At 55.9% G+C, this 19,692-nt stretch carries 21 protein-coding genes, 2 tRNA genes and 1 pseudogene; 7 read left to right on the forward strand and 17 right to left on the reverse strand.

Annotation, left to right across the window (positions count from 1 at the left end; all coding sequences use genetic code 11):
- Positions 1–9 precede the first annotated feature (9 nt).
- Both phnL and phnN read left to right on the forward strand, forming a co-directional pair.
- On the forward strand, positions 10–693 hold the full coding sequence (phnL, locus tag ACXLHR_RS10150; RefSeq protein WP_458791326.1) for a phosphonate C-P lyase system protein PhnL: 684 nt from the start codon (positions 10–12) through the stop codon (positions 691–693).
- Positions 690–1,235 carry a phosphonate metabolism protein/1,5-bisphosphokinase (PRPP-forming) PhnN gene (phnN, locus tag ACXLHR_RS10155; RefSeq protein ID WP_458791327.1) on the forward strand — a complete coding sequence of 182 codons (546 nt, stop codon included), beginning with the start codon at positions 690–692 and terminating at the stop codon, positions 1,233–1,235. The genes phnL and phnN overlap by 4 nt, the downstream gene beginning before the upstream one ends.
- On the opposite strand, the gene ACXLHR_RS10160 is transcribed toward phnN, so the two are convergent.
- Positions 1,217–1,888 carry a DUF1045 domain-containing protein gene (locus ACXLHR_RS10160; RefSeq protein WP_458791328.1) on the reverse strand — a complete coding sequence of 224 codons (672 nt, stop codon included), beginning with the start codon at positions 1,886–1,888 and terminating at the stop codon, positions 1,217–1,219. The two genes, phnN and ACXLHR_RS10160, sit on opposite strands and share 19 nt — an antisense overlap.
- Here ACXLHR_RS10160 and ACXLHR_RS10165 point away from each other — a divergent pair.
- On the forward strand, positions 1,887–3,080 hold the full coding sequence (locus tag ACXLHR_RS10165; RefSeq protein ID WP_458791329.1) for an alpha-D-ribose 1-methylphosphonate 5-triphosphate diphosphatase: 1,194 nt from the start codon (positions 1,887–1,889) through the stop codon (positions 3,078–3,080). The two genes, ACXLHR_RS10160 and ACXLHR_RS10165, sit on opposite strands and share 2 nt — an antisense overlap.
- Before the next feature lie 102 nt (positions 3,081–3,182).
- On the opposite strand, the pseudogene ACXLHR_RS10170 reads toward ACXLHR_RS10165, so the two are convergent.
- The 5 genes and pseudogenes from ACXLHR_RS10170 to ACXLHR_RS10190 form a co-directional block, all read right to left on the reverse strand.
- A pseudogene (locus tag ACXLHR_RS10170) lies at positions 3,183–3,624 on the reverse strand (IS6 family transposase); the annotation flags it as partial.
- Positions 3,624–4,097, reverse strand: coding sequence for a hypothetical protein (locus ACXLHR_RS10175; RefSeq protein ID WP_458791330.1), 474 nt, complete (start codon positions 4,095–4,097; stop codon positions 3,624–3,626). The pseudogene ACXLHR_RS10170 and the gene ACXLHR_RS10175, both read right to left, overlap by 1 nt.
- Before the next feature lie 352 nt (positions 4,098–4,449).
- Positions 4,450–5,856, reverse strand: a complete 1,407-nt coding sequence (locus ACXLHR_RS10180; protein WP_458791331.1) for an efflux transporter outer membrane subunit — start codon at positions 5,854–5,856, stop codon at positions 4,450–4,452.
- Positions 5,853–8,960, reverse strand: a complete 3,108-nt coding sequence (locus ACXLHR_RS10185; RefSeq protein WP_458791332.1) for an efflux RND transporter permease subunit — start codon at positions 8,958–8,960, stop codon at positions 5,853–5,855. The genes ACXLHR_RS10180 and ACXLHR_RS10185 overlap by 4 nt, the downstream gene beginning before the upstream one ends.
- 8 nt (positions 8,961–8,968) lie before the next feature.
- Complete coding sequence (locus tag ACXLHR_RS10190; RefSeq protein ID WP_458791333.1) at positions 8,969–10,180, reverse strand: efflux RND transporter periplasmic adaptor subunit; 1,212 nt, start codon at positions 10,178–10,180, stop codon at positions 8,969–8,971.
- Between the two features lie 166 nt (positions 10,181–10,346).
- Here ACXLHR_RS10190 and ACXLHR_RS10195 point away from each other — a divergent pair, with 166 nt between their 5' ends.
- The gene (locus tag ACXLHR_RS10195) at positions 10,347–10,901 is read left to right on the forward strand and encodes a TetR/AcrR family transcriptional regulator (RefSeq protein ID WP_458791334.1); all 555 of its coding nucleotides are present in this window, start codon (positions 10,347–10,349) and stop codon (positions 10,899–10,901) included.
- 230 nt (positions 10,902–11,131) lie between these two features.
- Here the strand turns inward: ACXLHR_RS10195 and ACXLHR_RS10200 are convergent.
- The 11 genes from ACXLHR_RS10200 to ACXLHR_RS10250 all read right to left on the reverse strand — a co-directional run bounded on the left by ACXLHR_RS10200 (position 11,132) and on the right by ACXLHR_RS10250 (position 17,682).
- A tRNA-Phe gene (locus ACXLHR_RS10200) sits at positions 11,132–11,206 on the reverse strand.
- Between the two features lie 79 nt (positions 11,207–11,285).
- Positions 11,286–11,468 (reverse strand): DNA gyrase inhibitor YacG, encoded by a 183-nt coding sequence (locus tag ACXLHR_RS10205; RefSeq protein ID WP_458791335.1) that lies wholly within the window; start codon positions 11,466–11,468, stop codon positions 11,286–11,288.
- A 1-nt stretch (position 11,469) separates the two neighbouring features.
- A complete protein-coding gene (locus tag ACXLHR_RS10210) occupies positions 11,470–12,501 on the reverse strand; it encodes a ribonuclease E/G (protein ID WP_458791336.1) in 1,032 nt (343 codons plus the stop codon).
- Positions 12,498–13,103 (reverse strand): Maf family protein, encoded by a 606-nt coding sequence (locus ACXLHR_RS10215; protein WP_458791337.1) that lies wholly within the window; start codon positions 13,101–13,103, stop codon positions 12,498–12,500. The genes ACXLHR_RS10210 and ACXLHR_RS10215 overlap by 4 nt, the downstream gene beginning before the upstream one ends.
- An 85-nt stretch (positions 13,104–13,188) precedes the next feature.
- Positions 13,189–13,407 (reverse strand): translation initiation factor IF-1, encoded by a 219-nt coding sequence (gene infA, locus ACXLHR_RS10220; protein ID WP_008186030.1) that lies wholly within the window; start codon positions 13,405–13,407, stop codon positions 13,189–13,191.
- Positions 13,408–13,506: 99 nt separating this feature from the next.
- Positions 13,507–13,986: an arsenate-mycothiol transferase ArsC gene (locus ACXLHR_RS10225; RefSeq protein ID WP_458791338.1), complete on the reverse strand. Its 480-nt coding sequence runs from the start codon at positions 13,984–13,986 to the stop codon at positions 13,507–13,509.
- 2 nt (positions 13,987–13,988) lie between these two features.
- Positions 13,989–14,468 (reverse strand): UPF0262 family protein, encoded by a 480-nt coding sequence (locus ACXLHR_RS10230; protein ID WP_458791339.1) that lies wholly within the window; start codon positions 14,466–14,468, stop codon positions 13,989–13,991.
- The gene (gene hisD, locus ACXLHR_RS10235) at positions 14,465–15,769 is read right to left on the reverse strand and encodes a histidinol dehydrogenase (protein WP_458791340.1); all 1,305 of its coding nucleotides are present in this window, start codon (positions 15,767–15,769) and stop codon (positions 14,465–14,467) included. Before hisD ends, ACXLHR_RS10230 begins: the two co-directional genes overlap by 4 nt.
- A gap of 15 nt (positions 15,770–15,784) precedes the next feature.
- Entirely contained in the window at positions 15,785–16,258 is a 474-nt protein-coding gene (locus ACXLHR_RS10240; RefSeq protein ID WP_458791341.1) for a DUF2948 family protein, read from the reverse strand.
- Positions 16,255–17,526: a UDP-N-acetylglucosamine 1-carboxyvinyltransferase gene (gene murA / locus ACXLHR_RS10245; protein ID WP_458791342.1), complete on the reverse strand. Its 1,272-nt coding sequence runs from the start codon at positions 17,524–17,526 to the stop codon at positions 16,255–16,257. Before murA ends, ACXLHR_RS10240 begins: the two co-directional genes overlap by 4 nt.
- 6 nt (positions 17,527–17,532) lie before the next feature.
- On the reverse strand, positions 17,533–17,682 hold the full coding sequence (locus ACXLHR_RS10250; RefSeq protein ID WP_458791343.1) for a hypothetical protein: 150 nt from the start codon (positions 17,680–17,682) through the stop codon (positions 17,533–17,535).
- A gap of 85 nt (positions 17,683–17,767) precedes the next feature.
- Here ACXLHR_RS10250 and ACXLHR_RS10255 point away from each other — a divergent pair.
- The 3 genes from ACXLHR_RS10255 to ACXLHR_RS10265 all read left to right on the forward strand — a co-directional run bounded on the left by ACXLHR_RS10255 (position 17,768) and on the right by ACXLHR_RS10265 (position 19,489).
- A tRNA-Thr gene (locus ACXLHR_RS10255) sits at positions 17,768–17,842 on the forward strand.
- A gap of 90 nt (positions 17,843–17,932) precedes the next feature.
- Entirely contained in the window at positions 17,933–18,088 is a 156-nt protein-coding gene (locus ACXLHR_RS10260) for a DUF6538 domain-containing protein (RefSeq protein ID WP_458791344.1), read from the forward strand.
- A 268-nt stretch (positions 18,089–18,356) separates the two neighbouring features.
- A protein-coding gene (locus tag ACXLHR_RS10265; protein WP_458789667.1) for an IS3 family transposase occupies positions 18,357–19,489 on the forward strand; the annotation gives its coding sequence in 2 pieces (ribosomal slippage) (positions 18,357–18,636 and positions 18,636–19,489; 1,134 coding nt in all).
- The last annotated feature ends 203 nt before the right edge of the window (positions 19,490–19,692 follow it).

The raw sequence follows: 19,692 nt of genomic DNA on the forward strand, positions 1-19,692 counted from the left end.
GGACGCCTAATGTTTAATCTTGAAAATGTCTCGAAAACCTTCACGCTGCACAATCAAGGCGGCACGGTGATCGAAGTAATACTCGGCGCAAACCTGTCGGTAAAAGCAGGGGAATGTATCGCCCTCACGGGGGCGTCAGGCGCGGGGAAATCCACGCTGATGCGGATGCTTTACGGAAATTATAGTGCACAGGGCGGTGTCATTCAGGTTGGTGATGTCAACCTTGTGAAGGCAGCGCCCCGCGACATTATCCGTCTGCGCCGCGAAACATTGGGTTATGTCAGCCAGTTCTTGCGCGTTGTGCCGCGCGTACCGACGCTAGACGTGGTAGCCGAACCGTTGCTTGCGCTTGGTGTGGATCCGCAATTAGCCCGCGCGCGTGCGTCTGAATTACTTGTGCAGCTTAATATTCCCCGCCCGCTATGGTCACTGTCGCCCACTACTTTTTCTGGTGGTGAACAGCAAAGGGTCAACATTGCACGCGGCTTTGTGCATGAATTTCCCGCGCTTTTGCTAGACGAGCCTACCGCCAGTCTTGACGCGAAAAACCGCGGTATTGTGTTAGAGTTGATCGAAGATGCTAAAGCACGCGGCGCGTCAATTATCGGTATCTTCCATGACGAAGAGGCGCGCGCACGTGTCTGTGATCGCGAAATCGATGTGACCGGGTTTTCTCCACAGGTTGCAGCATGACGCCGGGGCGATTGATCGCGGTTGTCGGCCCCTCTGGTGTGGGCAAGGACAGCGTTATGGCTGGCATTATCGCGGCACAACCAGCGATCAAACTGGTGCGCCGCACTATCACACGCGCCCCTGACTTGGGCGGTGAAAACTATGATGCAGTGACGCAGATGGCTTTCAAGCAGGCCGTTGAAGACGGACAGTTTTGCGCAAACTGGGACGCGCATGATCTGCACTACGGTATCCCGCGCAGCGTGCTGGATGACGTGAATAATGGTGCCACCTGCCTTGCGAACTTTTCGCGCGGGGCTTTGATGCAGGTTGCCGTTGTCTTTCCGGCGCTGATCGTTCTCAACATCACCACCCGGCCAGAAATTCTGGCGGAACGGCTGAAAGGGCGCGGGCGCGAAACGGGTGCCGAAATCACCAAACGCCTGTCACAAGCGACCAAGCCTCTGCCCCGCACTCTAAACATCGTCACAATAAAAAACGAGGGCACTTTAGACGAAGCCGTTCAAGCGGCTCTCGCAGCACTTCAGCCAGTTAGGCCGTAGCGTTGGATCACCTCGAAAAACCCATCAACGCGCTCGCCTACCAAGGCAACGGACGCCACATTAAACGTGGCGGGCAATGGAGGCAAAGTATCGGCCACTATCTGTTCCCAGTGGGTGATCTTGTCAGTCTCCAACCTACCCGTCAGCGTCAGGTGGAACTGAAACTCGTCGAATACATAGGGGTATCCCCACGCCAGCAGGTTTTTGTCCTGTCTCGGTGTCAAAGCTGCATCACGGCGCTTGGCAATTTCAACGGCACCAGCAGGTGCACGAAAGTCATCCAGCCCCTGCACCAATTGGCCCGCAAGTCTGGCAAGACCGTTCATATCGCCGCTTGGTGTCAACGCCAAGAACCGTCCCAAACGGGACAGACGCAGCCCACCACAGGTTGCTGGCGCGATGGTTTTCGCGATGTCAGTCAGCGCGCGCTCCAAATCGATTTGGTCGCACCCCTCCGCCAAACGAAATGGCGGCTTAAGTGTGCCGTGAAACCCGTATTTGCGCGGTGTCACAGTAGTGTCACCAAGATCGTGAATAGAGAACTGAACCGCATCTGCGCCCTCAATGACGTCCCACCCTAACCACGCAGCGCCGAACGCTGCCAATTCACCTTCGGGTGGCACAAAATACAGTCCAAAGCGAGTATATGACATGAATTCTCCATTTGTTGCGACCAATGTAACACCCGTTAATGACACTCATGTGTCAGGCACGCTTTGCCTTGCCAATGCGCAACTTGTCCTACCGGATCAGGTTTTGCACGGGCAGATTACTGTGACCGGCGGCGTAATCACCGCTATTGTCGAAGGTCGCGATATACCGCGCGATGCGCTGGATTGTGGCGGCGATTTCATAATGCCCGGCATGATCGAACTGCATACCGACAATCTGGAACGTCACATGGAGCCACGCCCCGAGGTCGACTGGCCGCATCTTCCTGCGCTCATCGCCCATGATGCAGAACTGGCCTCGACCGGGATCACAACGGTGTTTGATGCGCTGCGGGTCGGTTCGATCCACACAGGCAAAGGCGGCTATCTGCCTTATGCGCGCAATCTCGCCAATGAATTGCGGATGGCGCGGGAACAAAATTTGTTCAAAATCAGTCACTTCCTGCACCTGAGAGCAGAAATATGTTCCGAAACCTTGTTAGAAGAGATGGCTGATTTTGGACCGGATGATCGCGTTGGTATCGTGAGCCTTATGGACCACACACCCGGTCAACGTCAGTTCCGCGACGTCTCGGCACTTAGGGCCTATGTCGCTAAAAAGCGCGGCATGAGCGAGTGCGAATTTGAAGAACATGTGCAAAATCTGATGGGCCTTCAGGCGCGCAATGGCGCAAAACACGAAGCCGGTGCGGTGCAAACGGCTAAACGCTACGGCGCGGTCATTGCCAGCCATGACGACACTACAGCAGCCCATGTTGAAAAATCAAAAGTGAACGGCGTCAAATTCGCTGAATTCCCGACCACAATAGAGGCCGCTCAAGCATGCCGTGAAAACGGGATTGGCGTGATGATGGGCGCTCCAAATATTGTGCGAGGCGGATCTCATTCAGGCAATGTCTCGGCGCGTGAGCTGGCCGATGCTGATCTGCTCGACATGCTATCGTCAGACTACATTCCTGCCGCGCTTGTCCTGTCAGCATTCCAGCTTGCGGACATCTGGAATGATATTCCAAAAGCCATCGCCTGCGTCACGGCAAGCCCTGCGGCGGCAGCGGGCCTAACTGATCGAGGCGCATTGGCGCACGGATTACGCGGCGATCTTGTGCGAGTTGCGTTGCATAAACAGATCCCCTTGATCCGTGGTGTTTGGTGTAAAGGCGATCGCGTCGCATGATCGTCATATTTACGTCGGCAACGAAGCAAATTTGCGATTTACGGTTTGATCGGTGTTGTCACCTTAACTGTGTGACCATGGCGAAATCCTGATGTCCGCATTTCATGCTGCTCGTGTTGCGACATCCCACGCATCGAAAGCCTCGAGTCGATGGTATCGAATTGTTAAGGCTGAACGACGACGAGCTGGAACGGAGAACCGGTTTCGGATGGCAGAGTGGATTGATATGAACCGCTGCAGATTTCCAGGCGAGCGATATCCCTGCATAGCTCTTTCCCGTTTTCGAAATGACAGATGGCTGTTTTTCGGCTCTATTGTTGAGGCCTTTGTGAGGCCGGTGTTCGACGCCTAGAACAATCTCGCATTTGGCCGCGCCGTAGGATCGGAGCTTGTCCGTGATGAAACGCTTTGGCGTTCTCCCTTGCTTCTTCATCACTTGATACAGCAAACGTTTTGCGGCTTTCTTATCGCGCCTATGTTGAAGAATTTCATCCAAAACAACGCCGTTCTCATCAATCGAACGCCACAACCAGAGCTTCTTGCCTATCCATCGTCTTCTTTATTCTCATGGTTGCCGTTTAACTGGCGATGTTTGTTATCAGTATTATATGAGCTGGCTTCAACCTGTCTGGTTGGCGTTGGTACTTGAGCAGGCGAAATTGCCGGAGGCTCCGCGACGGTACTTTGCGTGCTTGAAGTTCGCGGTTCATAGTCTCGCATTATCGTTGGCGTTATGGATGCCACTACAGTCTCGTCTGACATCTGTGCTGTGTTGGTGGGCTCGCTTGTTTCATTCTTCGTTTCGATAGTCTCAACGCTTACCGTGGATTGTGTGGTGATCGCTGTCTTGTTCGATGTCTTTCGCTTTGGTTTTTGGTTGCTTGCCGCCTTTAAGTACGTGCGAAATGTTGCTGTACTTAAAGTGGTTTTCGCACCCTCATTAAACATAGCGCAAACATCCGCGAGCGCACGCCCGTTTTTAAGCGCGACAATTATTTCCTTTATCGCGTCAGCCATCGCAGCTTTTGCTGAAACGTCCTCAGGCGCGTTATATTACAGCGATGCGAACTGCGTCTTCAACTTTTGAACATCGCGTGTTTTAGTTTTATTACTCATTGCTTTATCTCACTGAATTTACTTGATTTTTTGAATTTTTTATATCGCAGTATAAAACTCTTTGCAGATGAGAGTCATATTTGGCGAAAGTTCATCGTTTATTCGGTGATTATGCATCTCGGACATGTCGGCATGATCATCACATATCTGTAAGGATGATCATGCCGTATAAGCTAATATTTGGATAGCAGAGTATGCAAACGGTAAACCGCCCTAATTTGATAGCTTTGGCGTCGCGTGCCGCTAGCGGATGTTACGATCCACTCGCGGTTCGGACCCCTGCGCTGCCGGTCACGGCAGCCCCGGCACCTGTCGCAATTTGTAGGGCAGCCCAAGCCTTGGCAGCGTCATTGCGTGCCGATGCGGCCTGCAGCCGCGCCGACCCGCGCTGGCGGTCGGTGTCCAGCAAATCGACCAACGCGGTGGCTCCGGCCTGAAAATTCGTTTGGGCAAGCGCATAGGCCTGTTGATAGGACGCAGCCGCTTGATCCAGCGCAGACACACGTTGACGATACCGGCGCAGGTTGGACTGGCCGATCTGCACGTCCTCGACCGCCGCAATGATCTGCGAACGCCACACCAGATCCGCCTGCTGCGCCTCGGACAGGCTGCGGACGCGGGCGGCCTGCAACAGACCCTGATTGGCCACCGGCAGCGACAGGCGCGGACCAAAGCCCCAACTTCCAGTGCCGCCCGTGTCGCTAACCGTGCCGGTCAACGACAACGATGGCAAGGTATCAGCGGTAGCCACTCCTACTCCGGCCAGCGCCTGCATTAGATCGAACTGCGCGGCGCGCACGTCAGGGCGGTTTTGCAACAGATCAGCGGGCACGCCTACGCCTGGGCCAGCGGGAATGCGCAAGGCGGGCGCGCCCTGTTGCATCTCCGCCATCAACGGTGCCGCCTGCAGGTTCAACAAAGTCGACAAACGATAAACCTGTGCGTTGAACAACGCCTCGAAGCTCGGCAGATCTGCTCGAGCGGTCTGTAACAACGCTCTGGTCTGGGCGATGTCAAGATCGGTCGCACTGCCCAGCCCCCGCATAGTCTGATTCACCGACAGCGTCACTTCCCGGGCAGAAATTGTGTCGCGGGTCAGAGCCAGCGCCTGCTGGTAATAGCGCGCGTCGGAATAGGTGCTGATCACTTCGGCCAGCCATGCCAGCCGTGTCACTTCCGCTTGGGCCTGTGCAGAAGCCTCTGCCGCTTCGGCCCCTTCGCGCGCGCGGCGTGCACCGCCGAAGAGATCGAACACAAAGCCCGCCGACAGGCTCGCACTGGTCGTTGTCGCGGTCGACTGGCCACTACCGCCTGTGCGCGTGCGGCTTGCCGAGGCGCTCTCGCCCCCCAGTTGCGCCGCCAGCGGTTGTGTTGCGGCCACATCGGACTGTGCCGCGCGGATACGTTCGTTCGCAGCAAGGATATCAAGGTTCGTGTGCAGCCCCGCCTCGATTAGGCGCGTTAGCGTCGTATCGTTATAACTGCGCCAAAACGTCTGCACGCCAACCTGAGCTGCCGGAGTAGAGGACCCTTCGGCAAAGGATGCCTGCAGCGCAGGTGTCTGCACCGCCGACGGGTCCGGCCCCACAGCCTCACAGGCAGAGGTTAGTAAAAGTGCGGTCAGGGACAGGGCCACGATGGATTTGTTATGTTTGGTCACGCTGTTTTTTCCTTTTGCGACATTATTTGGCGCAGTTTCATAACCGCGACATAGAACACCGGCACAAGGAAGATCCCCAGCACCGCCGAAGATGTCATGCCGCCTAGCACACCGATACCGATCGAGTTTTGCGCCCCAGCCCCCGCCCCTGAGGCCATGGCCAGCGGCAACACCCCCAGCATAAAAGCAAACGTCGTCATCAGGATCGGGCGCAGACGTTGGCGCGCCGCAATTATCGCCGCTTCGATCACGGTTTTACCCTCATGCACTTGTGACTGGGCAAATTCCACGATCAGGATAGCGTTGCGTGCGGCCAGACCGATAGTCGTCAACAGGCCCACCTTGAAGTAGACGTCGTTCGACTGATCCAGAAAGTAAGCCGCCGCGAGCGCGCCCAAAATACCCACTGGAACAGTCAGCATCACGGCTAACGGCACCGCCCAACTTTCGTAGAGGGCAGCCAGCGCCAGAAACACCACAGCCGCCGACAGCGCGAACAGTAACGGCGCCTGATTACCCGACAGCCGTTCCTGATAGGACAGGCCTGTCCATGCCGTGCCGTAGTTGCCGTCAAGGTCCGCGACCAGTTCTTCCATCGCGTTCATGCCGTCACTGGACGACAGACCCGCCGCTGCCGCGCCGCTGATTTCCAAGCCACGCGTACCGCCGTAGCGCGAGACCGCCTGTGGTTCCTGCGTCCAGCTTTGCTCCGAGAAGGCGGCAAAGGACACCATTTCGCCTGCGTTATTGCGCGCATACCAGCTATTGATGTCTTCGGGCTGTGATCGTTGTTCGACCTGACCCTGCACGATCACGGGGCGCAGATCGTTTCCAAGGGCAAAATCGTTAACCTCCCGGCCTGCAAAGATGACGGACAGCATCGCATTCACCTCGGTGATTGAAAGGCCAAAGGCCGCTGCCTTTTGCTGGTCGATGTCCAGCCGCAGCGCGGTCTGGGTGGCGGCTTCGTTGCCGCGCAGCGATGTGACGCGCCCGTCAGCTTGGGCATTGGCAACCAGTTGGTTGGCGGCTGCGGCCAGCGCCCGCTGCCCCTGCCCGCCTTGATCGGTCAGATACATGGTAAAGCCCGACGAACTGCCCAGACCTTGAATGGCGGGTGGCTGCAGCACAAAGATATTGCCCTGACGGTTGGTCGTGTAGAAATAGCCGTTGGCACGGTTCACCAGCCCGCCGATGTCAAAGCCTTCGCGGGCATCGTAGTCGCGCAGTTTCACAAAAACCATCGCGTTGTTCTGGCCGCTGCCGCCAAAGCTAAAACCAAGCACAGAAAAGACGGATTCGACCGTGTCGCTTTCGGCGTTCAGCAGATAGGTTTCGACTTTTTCTACCAAAGCGAGAGTCTGCTCGGTGGTGGACCCATCGGGCCCTTGAACGATCACAAGCGCCACGCCCTGATCTTCGTCCGGCAGGAACGATCCCGGCAAGCGGTCAAACATCACCACCATGCCGAATACCACTGCAACCAGTACCATCAACGTCCGCAGGGGGCGTTTGACATAGCGCGTTACCACAGCGACATAGCCGTTGGTAGCGCGGTCCAGATTGCGGTTGAACCAGCGCGCGGGCGCGATGCCGTCGTCATGTTTGCGCGGCTTCAGCAAGCTGGCACACATCGCGGGCGTTAGGATGACTGCGACCCCAAGCGATAGCACCATCGCGGTGATGATGGTGACCGAGAACTGGCGATAAATCACGCCTGTCGCCCCGCCCATGAACGCCATTGGCAGGAACACAGCCGACAGAACCAGAACGATGCCGACCAGCGCCGATGTGATCTCGTCCATGCTTTTTTCGGTGGCTTCGACGGGGCCCATGCCCTCTTCTTCCATCAGCCGCTCAACGTTTTCGACCACAACAATAGCGTCATCCACCAGCAGACCGATGGCCAGCACCAGTGCGAACATAGTCAGCGTGTTGATGGTAAATCCGGCTACGGCTAGCACGGCAAAGGTTCCGAGCAAAACCACGGGGATCGCGATGACGGGAATAAGCGTGGCGCGCCAGCTTTGCAGGAAAACAAGGATGACCAGAAACACCAGTACCACCGCTTCGATCAGCGTGTGATAGACCTGCGAGATGGATTCCTCGACAAAAGGCGAGGTGTCGTACGCATAGACCACCTCGACCCCAGCAGGCAACGCATCGGCCACAGCGTCGATTGTCTCGCGCACCCCAGCGGCGGTATCGACCGCATTGGCCCCCGTCGCAAGGTTCACCGCAAAGCCTGCCGCTGGATTGCCGTCATAACGCGCCCCACCGCCATAGCTTTCCTGCCCAATTTCGATCTTGGCCACGTCACCCAGAAACACGGTCGACCCGTCGGGATCGACACGCAGCAGGATGTTTTCGAATTCGGTAACAGAGGACAATTGCGATTGCGCCGAAATCGGCACCGTCATGCGCTGGCCGCGGACGCTTGGTTGTGCGCCCAGATCACCCACGGTAACATTGGTATTCTGTGCGGCAACTGCTGCCGTGATGTCAGCGGGGGTGACCTGATATTTAACCATTTTCATCGGATCCATCCAGACCCGCATGGCATAACCAGACCCGAATATGCTGATCGACCCCACGCCCGGCGCACGTTTCACCGGATCCTCAATCAGTTGCGAGATAAGATCGCCCAGCTCGACGGTATTCATTTGCCCTTCGGTGGTAGTCAGAGCGCCAACCAGTAGGATCGAACTGGTCGACCTTGAAACGCTCACACCCCGTTGCTGCACTACGTCGGGCAGTTGCGAGTTGACCAGCTGCAACTTGTTTTGCACCTGCACCTGCGCAATGTCTGCATCCACGCTGTCGTCAAAGGTCAGCGAAACCGATGCCGATCCAGGGGTCGAGCTGGAGGTCATGTAGATTAGACCGTCAAGCGCGGTCATCGCGTCTTCGATGACAGTGGTCACTGAGGATTCGACTATTTCAGCCGAAGCGCCGGCATAGCTGGCCGAGATGCGCACCGTGGTGGGCGCGATCTGCGGATACTGTTCGATCGCAAGCGAGTTCAGGCCGAGCGCGCCGACCATCATAACGACCAAAGCGATCACCCAAGCGAAAACCGGGCGGTGAATGAAAAAACGAGCCATGGTATACTTTACTCCGTCGCGGACGCGTCGGAAGGCGCCGCAGTCGGCATCTCTGCCGAGGTTATGGTGTCGGGCTCTGCTGCCGCAGGCGCGGGGTCACGCACCACGCCATTTGCGTCAAAGCTGACCAGAAGAGGCACAACTTCGGTTCCTTCGATCAACCCCGCGAGCCCGTCAACGACAACCATATCGCCGCTTTCAAGCCCTTCGGTGACAATCCACTGCTGCTGATATGTGCCGTCTTCGGTCAGGTCGCGTTGGCTAACCTTACCGTCAACAACAACCCACGCCGAAAGCTTGCCCAGCTTGTCGCGGCTGGTTGCGGATTGCGACACAAGAATCGCCTGAGTGATGCCTAGTTCGATCTGTCCGCGCAGGAACATGCCCGGCAGGATCATATTGTCGGGGTTGTCGAATCGGAACCGCGTGTCGATGGACCCTGTAGAGGTCGACACCGTCACGCCCGGCGCGACAAGCGCGCCCTTGCCCTGATAGGTGTGACCGTTTTCCAGCGTCAGCGTGGCCTTCAAATCGTCGTTTAGACGCAGGGTACCTTCGGTGATGTCGTCGATAACGCTGAGAAACCGCGAAGAGGGCTCGTACATGTCCACCTCTATTGGGTCCAACTGAGTAACCGTGGCCATCGCCACGGCCTGCCCTTCGGTGACCAAATCCCCGATCGAGGCCGCCGAAACGCTGGCGACACCCGACAGCGGACTGGTGACCGTGGTCCAGTCCAGTTGTGCTTCGGCGAGTGTCAAACTGGCTTTGGCGGAATCCAAACCTGCACGAGCCTGATCCAGCGCAGCGCGGGCAGTTTCGACCTGCGCTTGCGTGCTCCCCGACCCAACCAGCCGTTCGGTGCGGGTAAAGCCGGCCTGCGCCTCGGTCACTTGGGCCTGTGCACTGGCGATTTGGGCGGCAGCGGCGGCGACGTTAGCCTGATAAGTGGTGTCGTCGATGCGGAACATAGGTGAGCCTGCCTCTATGAGGCGACCAGGTTTATACAGGATTTCAGTGACGATGCCGGTAACCCGTGGACGAATCGCCGTGGACGACGCAGCCACAGCACGGCCGGGCAGTGTGACAATCCTCGGCACATCCTGAATCAATACTTCGACGACGCCGACCTGCTTGGGCGGCATCTGTGCGGCGACAGAGCTGGCCAGCGTGATCATAGCAGCCATCGCCGCGCCGGTGAAAAAGGGAAACTTGTACATGGTCATATAATCCAGTTCTGGTCCGCTGCGTTGTCGCGTGTTTGAGGCTGATTGCACAATATTGCAGAGTGTGCAATATTTACTTAGTGTGAAAAATTGAGTTAGGTATATTATGGGAATGAGTCTACGTGAGAGGCGTCGTTTACAAACGACTCGAGATATCCAGATGGCCGCCGTCACAGTCGCCCTGCGCGACGGACTGGAACAGACCACGACTGAAGCCATCGCAATCGAAGCGGGCATCAGCACGAGGACATTCTTCAATTATTACAGCAATAAACAGGTCGCGATTCTGGGTGAAGCAATCAGGCTGGATGTCACGGATGCACGTTGGTTCGTCGAATCGAGCAAGCCCATCGTGGATGATCTGGCGGAACTGCTGTGTCGGGGGCTGCGCGAAGTCCCGCTTGACCGAGGCTTGCTGCTGAAAATTATAGCGGTCATCGATGCAAACCCCGCCCTTCTGGATATGTTTAGGGCGCGCATCGACGAAACATCGGGCTCTATTTTGGGCCTTTTGGAAGCCCGGTTAGGGTCTGATCTAACGATCGAGTCGCGACTGCTGGCAGAGTTATCGACGCGAGCGCTGACCGAAGCCATGATGGCGTGGGCAATGGACGACGCCATCACCCTTGATGACGTGACAGTCAGGATTGCCACTAATCTGCGCAGTGTAGGCAAGATCATCTGTCAGAACGGCCTACATCCTAAATGTCCGTGAAATAAATTATTTCTATGATCTCTGCGCCATATCTCTCCGGATCAAAGGGTTCGGGCCCTTAGCGTTGGCGCACAGATGGAGGACACGTTGCGAGGCGAAGGTATCGTCCCCCGAAGTGACGTTACTGCCGCCAGCCAACGTGGATGGACTTAGCCAGTTGGCAGACGAATTGGTCACCAGACTTGATGCGATGCGCGACGTGTATAAAAGAATAAAACAAGTGTTTATAATGGTGCCCAGGGGCGGAATCGAACCACCGACACGAGGATTTTCAATCCACTGCTCTACCCCTGAGCTACCCGGGCACCGGGATGATTTTCATCATCGGGTAGCGGCGTTCTAGGCGAGTGGTGCGGGGGTGTCCATAGGCTTTTTTAGCTAATTTCAATGCGGCTTGTCTTCGGCCTGTTTTAACTCTTCATAAAGCTCTTCAGCATCGTCGGGATCGTTGGCCGGAATAGCGTAAGAGCCGGACAACCATTTACCTAAATCGATGTCCGCGCAGCGTTTGGAACAGAACGGGCGTAATTTTAGATCTGTTTTACGGTCGCAGATTGGACAGGCCATATCAAATCCCCTGCAGCGTCCGCGCCAATGGCAGACGTTCCCGTTTACGTTGCAACTCGAACAAGCCCATCGGCGTCCAGCCGACCAGCGAGGTTTCAATCGGGTCATTGCGGAATGATGCCCGCAGTGATTGTTCAACTTGTTTGCGGTGTGCCTTGGACATCGATACAAAATCGACCGAAATTTGACCGCCCAGCCCGCGCAGACGCAACGCGCGCGGCAAGGCACGACATGCGGCAAGGTTGGCCTTGAGCGCGGCTCCCGGCGAGGTGTCATTGCCTGTGTTCACGTCCACCGCGATCATCGCGCGGGTGGGTTCGACATACATCGTGCCCTCGCCCATCACGATTCGTGCGTCTGACAAGCCGTCAATCTGATCAAGCACACCCAGATGCGCAAAAGAACCCGTCTCTGTCACGACGTCAGAAGCCCCGGTCCATTCACGCCACGCTAGCCCGTGCGGGCCATCTCCATCGGTCAGAGCTTCAGGCTCTCGGCCCTCTGCATCGCCCATTACAGCATGCGCCATGTCTTGCATCGCTACAATATCATCGGCGATTTCGTCGGCGTCAGCGCCTTCGCAGGACGAACGCAAGATCAATCCAAACGAATCGTCGTAAACTTCGTGCGCCACGGCAAGCAGCGCGTCGCGTGTATCTTCATCTTCTATTTGACGCGAAATATTCAAACCGGGTTTGCCGGGGGTCACAATCGCAAAGCGGCTTTTGAACAGCACACGGTCGGTGACAGGCACGGCCTTGCCGTCCTCAGAGTAGCCCGTGACCTGCACCAGCATCGCCTGCCCTGGGCTAAGCCCTTTGCCTTGACGTAGAAACGCGGTGTCACCATCCGGCAAACGCATCATCATGCCGCCCTGCCCTTTGATGGGCCGATCACAGATCGCGCGAAAAATCGCACCGGGACGCGGTGCATCGCTGTCGTCAATCAGTAGATCATCCAAAACACCATCGACCAGATAAGCGGCCGCTTCCAGCCCGTTCACATGGTCCAGAACAATCGTGCGACCCTTCATGATGTTTCTCCAAATAAGGGGTAACCTGCGGCGGTCAATAGCGCCGCAGTTTCGGGTAATGGCAGGCCCATGACCGCGTGAAACGATCCGTTAATCCACGGGCAAAATACGCTGGCGGGGCCTTGGATGCCATAGGCTCCTGCCTTGCCCTGCCAATCGCCCGTAGACAGATACCAATTAATTTCCAAATTACTTAGACGCTTGAACGCGACCGTCGTCTGCACGTCGCGTAGCCAGGTTCGCTCGCCACGCTTTACCGCAACAGCCGTAATTACCTTGTGTCGTCGGCCAGACAAAGCGTGCAGAAATTCCGCCGCCTGCCCCGCATTTTCAGGTTTGCCCAGAATGCGCCGGCCCAACGCCACGGAGGTGTCCGCGCAAAGCACAACTTCATCGGCAGCACAGTCAACCGCAGCCACCTTTTCAGACGCGATACGTTTGACGTAATCGCGCGGCAACTCTGCGCGCTTAGGCTCTTCATCAATGTCAGGGGGGCGAACGGCAAACGGGGTCACCCCCATCTGCGCCAATAGCTCCAACCGCCGAGGCGAGCCAGAGCCGAGAATTAGCTTAATGCTATGATTTTTTGCAACAGCTGTCATTGGTGCGCCCAGTCAATAACGGTGTGCGGCCACATTTCGCCAATAGCAAAACGTTCCTCCGCACGGGGCGAAGCGTTGCTTCGCCCTATTTAAAGCGATAGTTAATCCGACCCTTGGTCAGATCGTACGGTGTCATTTCGACTTGCACCTTGTCGCCAGCCAGAACGCGGATGCGGTTCTTGCGCATCTTTCCTGCCGTGTGCGCGATGATCGTATGGCCATTTTCAAGCTCGACCAGAAACGTCGCATTGGGCAGAAGTTCTTTCACGACACCTGGGAATTCGAGCAGTTCTTCCTTGGCCATGTGATCTCCTATTTTGATCCATCCACGAATTGATGTGGACGGGTGCTAAATGCGCCTGAATGCGCCGCGTTTCAAGGGCTAAAGAGCAGTTAAGCCCAATCAGTCGTTAATCTGACGCGCAGGGCCAAACCGCTCGATCAGCTTCTCGACGATTTGATCGCGCGTTTGGCGGTAGCTGGCAAGACGGGTTTCACGCCCGTCACCTAGGCCCGTCGGGTCCATAATCGGCCAGTACTCCACTTCTAGGTGGTAAAATCGGGTCAGATCCAAGGCGCGGCGCTGGCTGGCGGGTGACAACGCAAGCACCAGATCAAACGAAGACAGATCATCGCCCCATTCTTCCATCTCGTCGAAGCTGCGCGAGCGATGCCGACAGACTTCCACCCCGATTTCGTTGCACACGGCCACAGCAAAACCATCAATCTCAAGGTCGTTCTTCACTCCGACAGATTGTATGTAACATTCTGTGCCATATAGCTTTTTCATGATCCCTTCGGCCATGGGAGATCGCACGGCATTATGGTCACAACAGAACAAAACCGACTGCGGAAGCGCGAGTAAAGTTTGATCTGCCGCCATGCCTAGCCCCCGAAATGCAAAACACAAATCAACGTAAACAAGCGCCGCGCGGTGTCGGTGTCCACATCGGCCTTGCCCTCAAGTCGCTCTTGCAGCACCCGCGCGCCCTCGTTGTGAATGCCGCGCCGCGCCATATCAATCGTCTCGATTTGGCTCGGCGGCATGTTTTTGACCGCGTCAAAATAGCTTTCGCAAATCTGGAAATAGTCTTTAACCACCTGACGGAACGGCCCCAAGGAAAGGTGAAATTCGCCCGCTGGTGTTTCATCTTCGCTTTGCAAATCAAACACCAAACGGCGTTCCTTGATTGACAACCCCAAGCGGAATGGGCCGGCAGGCACATGGCGATCATCACGGGCTGGTAGCGTAAATCTGTTATCTTCGAGTAAATCAAACATCGCCACCTTGCGCTCTTGCTCGATCTCGGCGGTTGGGACTGGCAAACCTTCATCGTCCAAATCAATGTGAATAATATGGCTCATTTTTGGTTAATCCGATCTAGTCGCGCGCGCACCGATAATCCATGCGCCTCCAGACTTTCCGATTGCGCCAGCCGTTCCGCTGCAGGTCCGATGGTAGCCAGAGCTTCGGGTGTCATACGTGATATTGTGGTGCGTTTGATGAAATCCATGACCGACAAACCGCTAGAAAACCGCGCCGACCGTGCCGTGGGCAGTACATGATTGGGTCCGCCGATGTAATCACCAATGGCTTCGGGGGTAAAGCTGCCAATGAAAATAGCGCCAGCATGGGTGACACGGCTAGCCAATCCATCCGCGTCCGCGACACAAATTTCCAGATGCTCTGGCGCGATCCGGTCCGAAAGTATCACCGCCTCGTCCATATCACGCACCGTGATCACCGCGCCAAAATCAGCCCAACTTTTTCCTGCGATCGCGCGGCGCTGCAATGTTTCCAACCGCTTATCCACCGCAGCCGCCACAGAGCGACCAAATTCTCTATCATCAGTAATCAGCAACGACTGCGCGCTTTCGTCATGCTCGGCCTGCGACAATAGATCCAGTGCAATCCAATCAGGATCATTGTTGCGATCCGCAATCACCAGAATCTCCGATGGGCCTGCAATCATATCAATGCCGACCTTGCCAAACACACGGCGCTTGGCGGCCGCAACAAACGCATTGCCCGGTCCCGTGATTTTATCAACAGGCGCAATCGTCTGTGTCCCGTAAGCCATCGCCGCAATCGCCTGCGCCCCGCCAATCCGGTAGATCTCGTCCACACCGGCAATCCGTGCAGCCATCACGACTAGAGGATTCGACACGCCATTAGGGGTCGGCACCGCAATCGCCAAACGGGCCACACCCGCCACCTTTGCGGGGACGGCATTCATCAACACCGAACTAGGGTAAGACGCCAAACCACCCGGCACATAGAGCCCCGCCGCAGACACAGGTGTCCAGCGCCACCCCAATGTGGCGCCAACCTCGTCGGTCCATATGGCATCGTCCGGCATCTGTCGCGCGTGATAATCACGGATACGAACCGCTGCCAACTCAAGCGCGGCACGGTCCTCATCCGACACCAAGGCACATTCCGCCTCGATTTCTTCCGGCGAAAACCGCATCGTCTCGGGCGTCAACTCCAGACGGTCAAACTTGGCGGTCAACTCAATTACTGCCGCATCGCCGCGCGCGCGCACATCGGCGATAATCTCTGCCACCACAGCATCAACATCAGGACTATCTTCGCGCTTGGCCCCTAAAAGGGCCACAAAACGGGCCTCAAAATCAGCGTCGGTGGTGGTCAAAAACTGTGGCATCTGAACTTTCCAAGATTAGTCGTGAACGGGAGTTTTCCGCGAGGGCGCGATATAGGGGCGCGTCACATCGCGTAACATAATTTCCAAGGCCTCGACATCGAGACCAATCGCACCGTCACCCGACAGCGTTAACACCACACGCCCCGTGCCATCCGCGCCCGGCTCAAACGTCACCGCCAACAGCGAATGGATTGTATCCGCATCCCCCGGATGCACACCCTGCGTTTGCACCGATACCACATCTTCAATCGACAACACCGCCTGAACCCGCTCGACGGGGCGCTTACGGGTTCCAGCCATTGGCGCATCTTCCCAGCGAAATCTGTTAATCAACAACGCAAACCGGCGGGCTTTGCGGTCCCATTTCATCTCCGACGCAGGAAACACCGCATCCTGAGCCAGTGATGACAGCACCGTCAGGTCCTCTACATCCAGCGCCTTCAACCGCAGCGGCTTGTCGCCACCATCTTCAAACCTTGCGTCGCTCACTTGCTTGAAATCCTCTCGATCTGCGCGCCAACAGCACTCAGTTTTTCTTCAACATGCTCGTAACCACGATCAAGGTGGTAGACTCGGTTCACAATCGTTTCGCCCTCCGACGCAAGCCCCGCCAGAATCAATGACACCGAAGCACGCAAATCGGTGGCCATCACCGGCGCACCCTTCATCTTGTCCACACCAGTCACGGTCGCAGTATTGCCATGAACCTCGATCTTTGCCCCCATGCGAATCAATTCAGGGGCATGCATGAAACGGTTCTCGAAAATCGTCTCTTTCAGCACGGACTTTCCATCGGCAAAGCACAGCATCGCCATCATTTGCGCCTGCAAATCGGTCGGAAACCCCGGAAACGGCTCAGTTGTCACATCAACAGCGCGCGGCCGGTCACCACGGCGTTTTACCTTCAGGCCAAGCTCGGTCTCGGTTACTTCAACTCCAGCAGCATCCAACTTCTCGGCAAACGCTTCCACCAGATGCATCCGCCCCCCAATGCACTCGATCTCGCCACCGGTGAACACTGGGGCCAGCATATAGGTGCCAAGCTCAATCCGGTCGGTCACAACCGCATGGGTCGCGCCGCCAAGCCGGTCAACGCCCTGTATCTCGATGCGCGACGTGCCTTCGCCTTCAATCTGCGCACCCATGGCACGCAAACATTTCGCCAGATCCACAATCTCGGGCTCGCGCGCTGCGTTGTTAATAACAGTGGTGCCCTTGGCCAGTGTTGCGGCCATCATCAAGTTCTCGGTCGCGCCAACAGAGGCGAACGGAAAATCAATCACCGCACCGCGCAATTTACCGCCCGCCGCCTTCGCGTGCAAATAACCGTCTTTCAATTCAATCGACGCGCCCATCTTTTCCAGACCGTCAGTATGAATATCCATCGGCCGCGCACCGATCGCACAGCCACCGGGTAAGGACACAATCGCATGACCCTCACGGGCTAGTAGCGGCCCCAACACCAGATTGGACGCCCGCATCTTGCGCACAATATCATAATCCGCAGTCGTATTGATCGCACCATGCGTCGACATGACCTGCACCTTGCCATCTTGTAGCGCGGTAATCTCGGACCCCAAGGATCGCAACAATTCCGCCATCGTTTTCATATCCGACAAGCGCGGCGCATTGGTCAGCGTCAGCGGCTCTTCGGACAAAAGCGTGGCAGGCATCAGCGCCAATGCAGCATTCTTTGCACCAGCAATCCGGATTTTGCCGTTTAATTCACGGCCACCCTTAACAACAATCGAATCCATACCTGCCTACTCTTTCTTTTCTTTATCTTTGCCGACAATCCTCGCACGGCTCTGCGCCTTGCGTTTTGCCATGTTCGCCTTCAACGATGCTTTCAGCCGATCCTCACGGATTTCGGCCTCGGTGCGTTGTTTTTTAAGTGGGCTTTTGTGTTCCATTGTGACCCTGTTAACAAGCTACGCAAAAACCGTCCAGTGAGGGCTTGCACCAAATGTCGATTGCGGCTAATTCCCCCCACAGGATGCTGCGGTAGCTCAGTGGTAGAGCGCGTCATTGGTAATGACGAGGTCGGGAGTTCTATTCTCCCTCGCAGCACCATCCTTTTCTCATTGTTATCAGGGACATCTGCGCTACAAGGGTTTGAAGCTCCGTCGGTGGTATACAGAGGCAGTAAACATGGCTCTCCCAATGTCCCGACCACAGAAACTTACAGGCGGCGTTTATTACCTCGCAAAGCGGGTTCCTTTAGATGTGTTGCAAAAAGTTGGATTTAAAGTGATTAAGGTATCATTACGCACGAAAGACTCTACAGAGGCTAAAGTTCGTCAGGCAAAGAAGCTTTAAGAACTAAAGGGCGAATGGGCAGACCACCGCTCCGAGGTTCAAAAATTGTCGCACAAGCAAGTGGTTGCCTTAACCAATCAACGCTACGATTTCTTTTTGGATCGCCTCGGGGATAACCCTCCAAGTGCTGCCTCGACTCAAAACGAGTTAGAAATGCACATGGGTGTCGATCAGGACATTACTAGTCTTGAAGACCGGTTTGAGAGGTGGTCGCGGATTTTCGGACCAGTTGTTAAGGTGGATCGCATGACGAAAGAAGTGATCCCAAATGACAAAACGAAAGAACCATTCGCCCGATTTCAAAGCCAAGGTTGCGCTTGAAGCAATCCGCGAGGAGATGTCGATGGCGGAACTGTCCAAAAAATATGGCGTTCATCCGACCCAGATAGGGACTTGGAAACGGGCGGCGATAGAGAATATGGCGACGGCATTTACGCGCAAAGGTTCAGCGCCCGATGGGGTAAGTGCCGTTGACGTCGACAAGCTGCATTCCAAGATAGGTCAGCTTGTTGTGGAGCGAGATTTTTTGGCGGATGCCTCGCAGCAGTTGCTCGGGATGCGAGGCAAAAAATGGTGAGCCGAGATCATAAGTTAAGCATGCGTAAACAGTGCGAACTATTGCAGTTGTCGCGTTCGCGGCTTTACTACCAGCCCGTCGGCGAGAGCGCTGAGAACCTGCGGTTCATGGAAATCATCGACAAACAGTTCCTGGAAACGCCTTGGTATGGATCGCGTCAGATGGCCCGGTACATGAAGCGCAACAATCACCAATGTGGCCGCCACCGGATCCGGCGCTTGATGCGGCTTATGCGTCTGGTTCCGATCTATCAGGAGCCCAACACAAGTAAAAAGCATCCGCATCACAAGATCTGGCCTTACTTGCTGAGGAATGCGGCAATTGACCGCCCAAATCAGGTTTGGTGCGCAGATATTACCTACATACCGATGCGACGCGGCTTCCTGTATCTCGTGGCGATCATGGATTGGCACAGCCGCAAAGTGCTTTCGTGGCGGCTGTCCAACAGTATGGATGCAGACTTTTGCGTCGAGGCTTTGAAAGAGGCGCTCGCCAAGCACGGCACGCCGGAAATCTTCAACACCGATCAGGGCAGCCAATTTACCAGCGGCGCTTGGATCGACGTGCTGGTCGACGCAGACATCAAGATCAGCATGGACGGAAAAGGCGCATGGCGCGACAATCGCATGATCGAAAGGCTCTGGCGATCGTTGAAGTATGAATGCGTCTATTTGAATGCCTTTGAGACAGGCTCGGAAATGCGGGCTGGGATCGGCAAATGGCTGACGTATTACAACTCTGAGCGCCCGCATTCAACTCACGGCATATTGACCCCAGATGAGGCCTATGTCAGCAAAACAGAACCAATGAGATTAGCAGCCTAAATAAAACCCAGATCCACCTTAACAAGGATGTAAACTGGTCTAAAATCTAGGACCACCTCTTTGGTCGCACCGCAGATCAGATCTTAAAAGCGCACGGCATACAGGTAGATACTCCGATCCGCGAAAAATTGCTACGCAAAATACATACTACCGACATACAGTCGCTTGAATTGATCAAACGAAATGCAGAAGGTGACTATTGA

This window comes from Yoonia sp. MH D7, assembly GCF_054439475.1.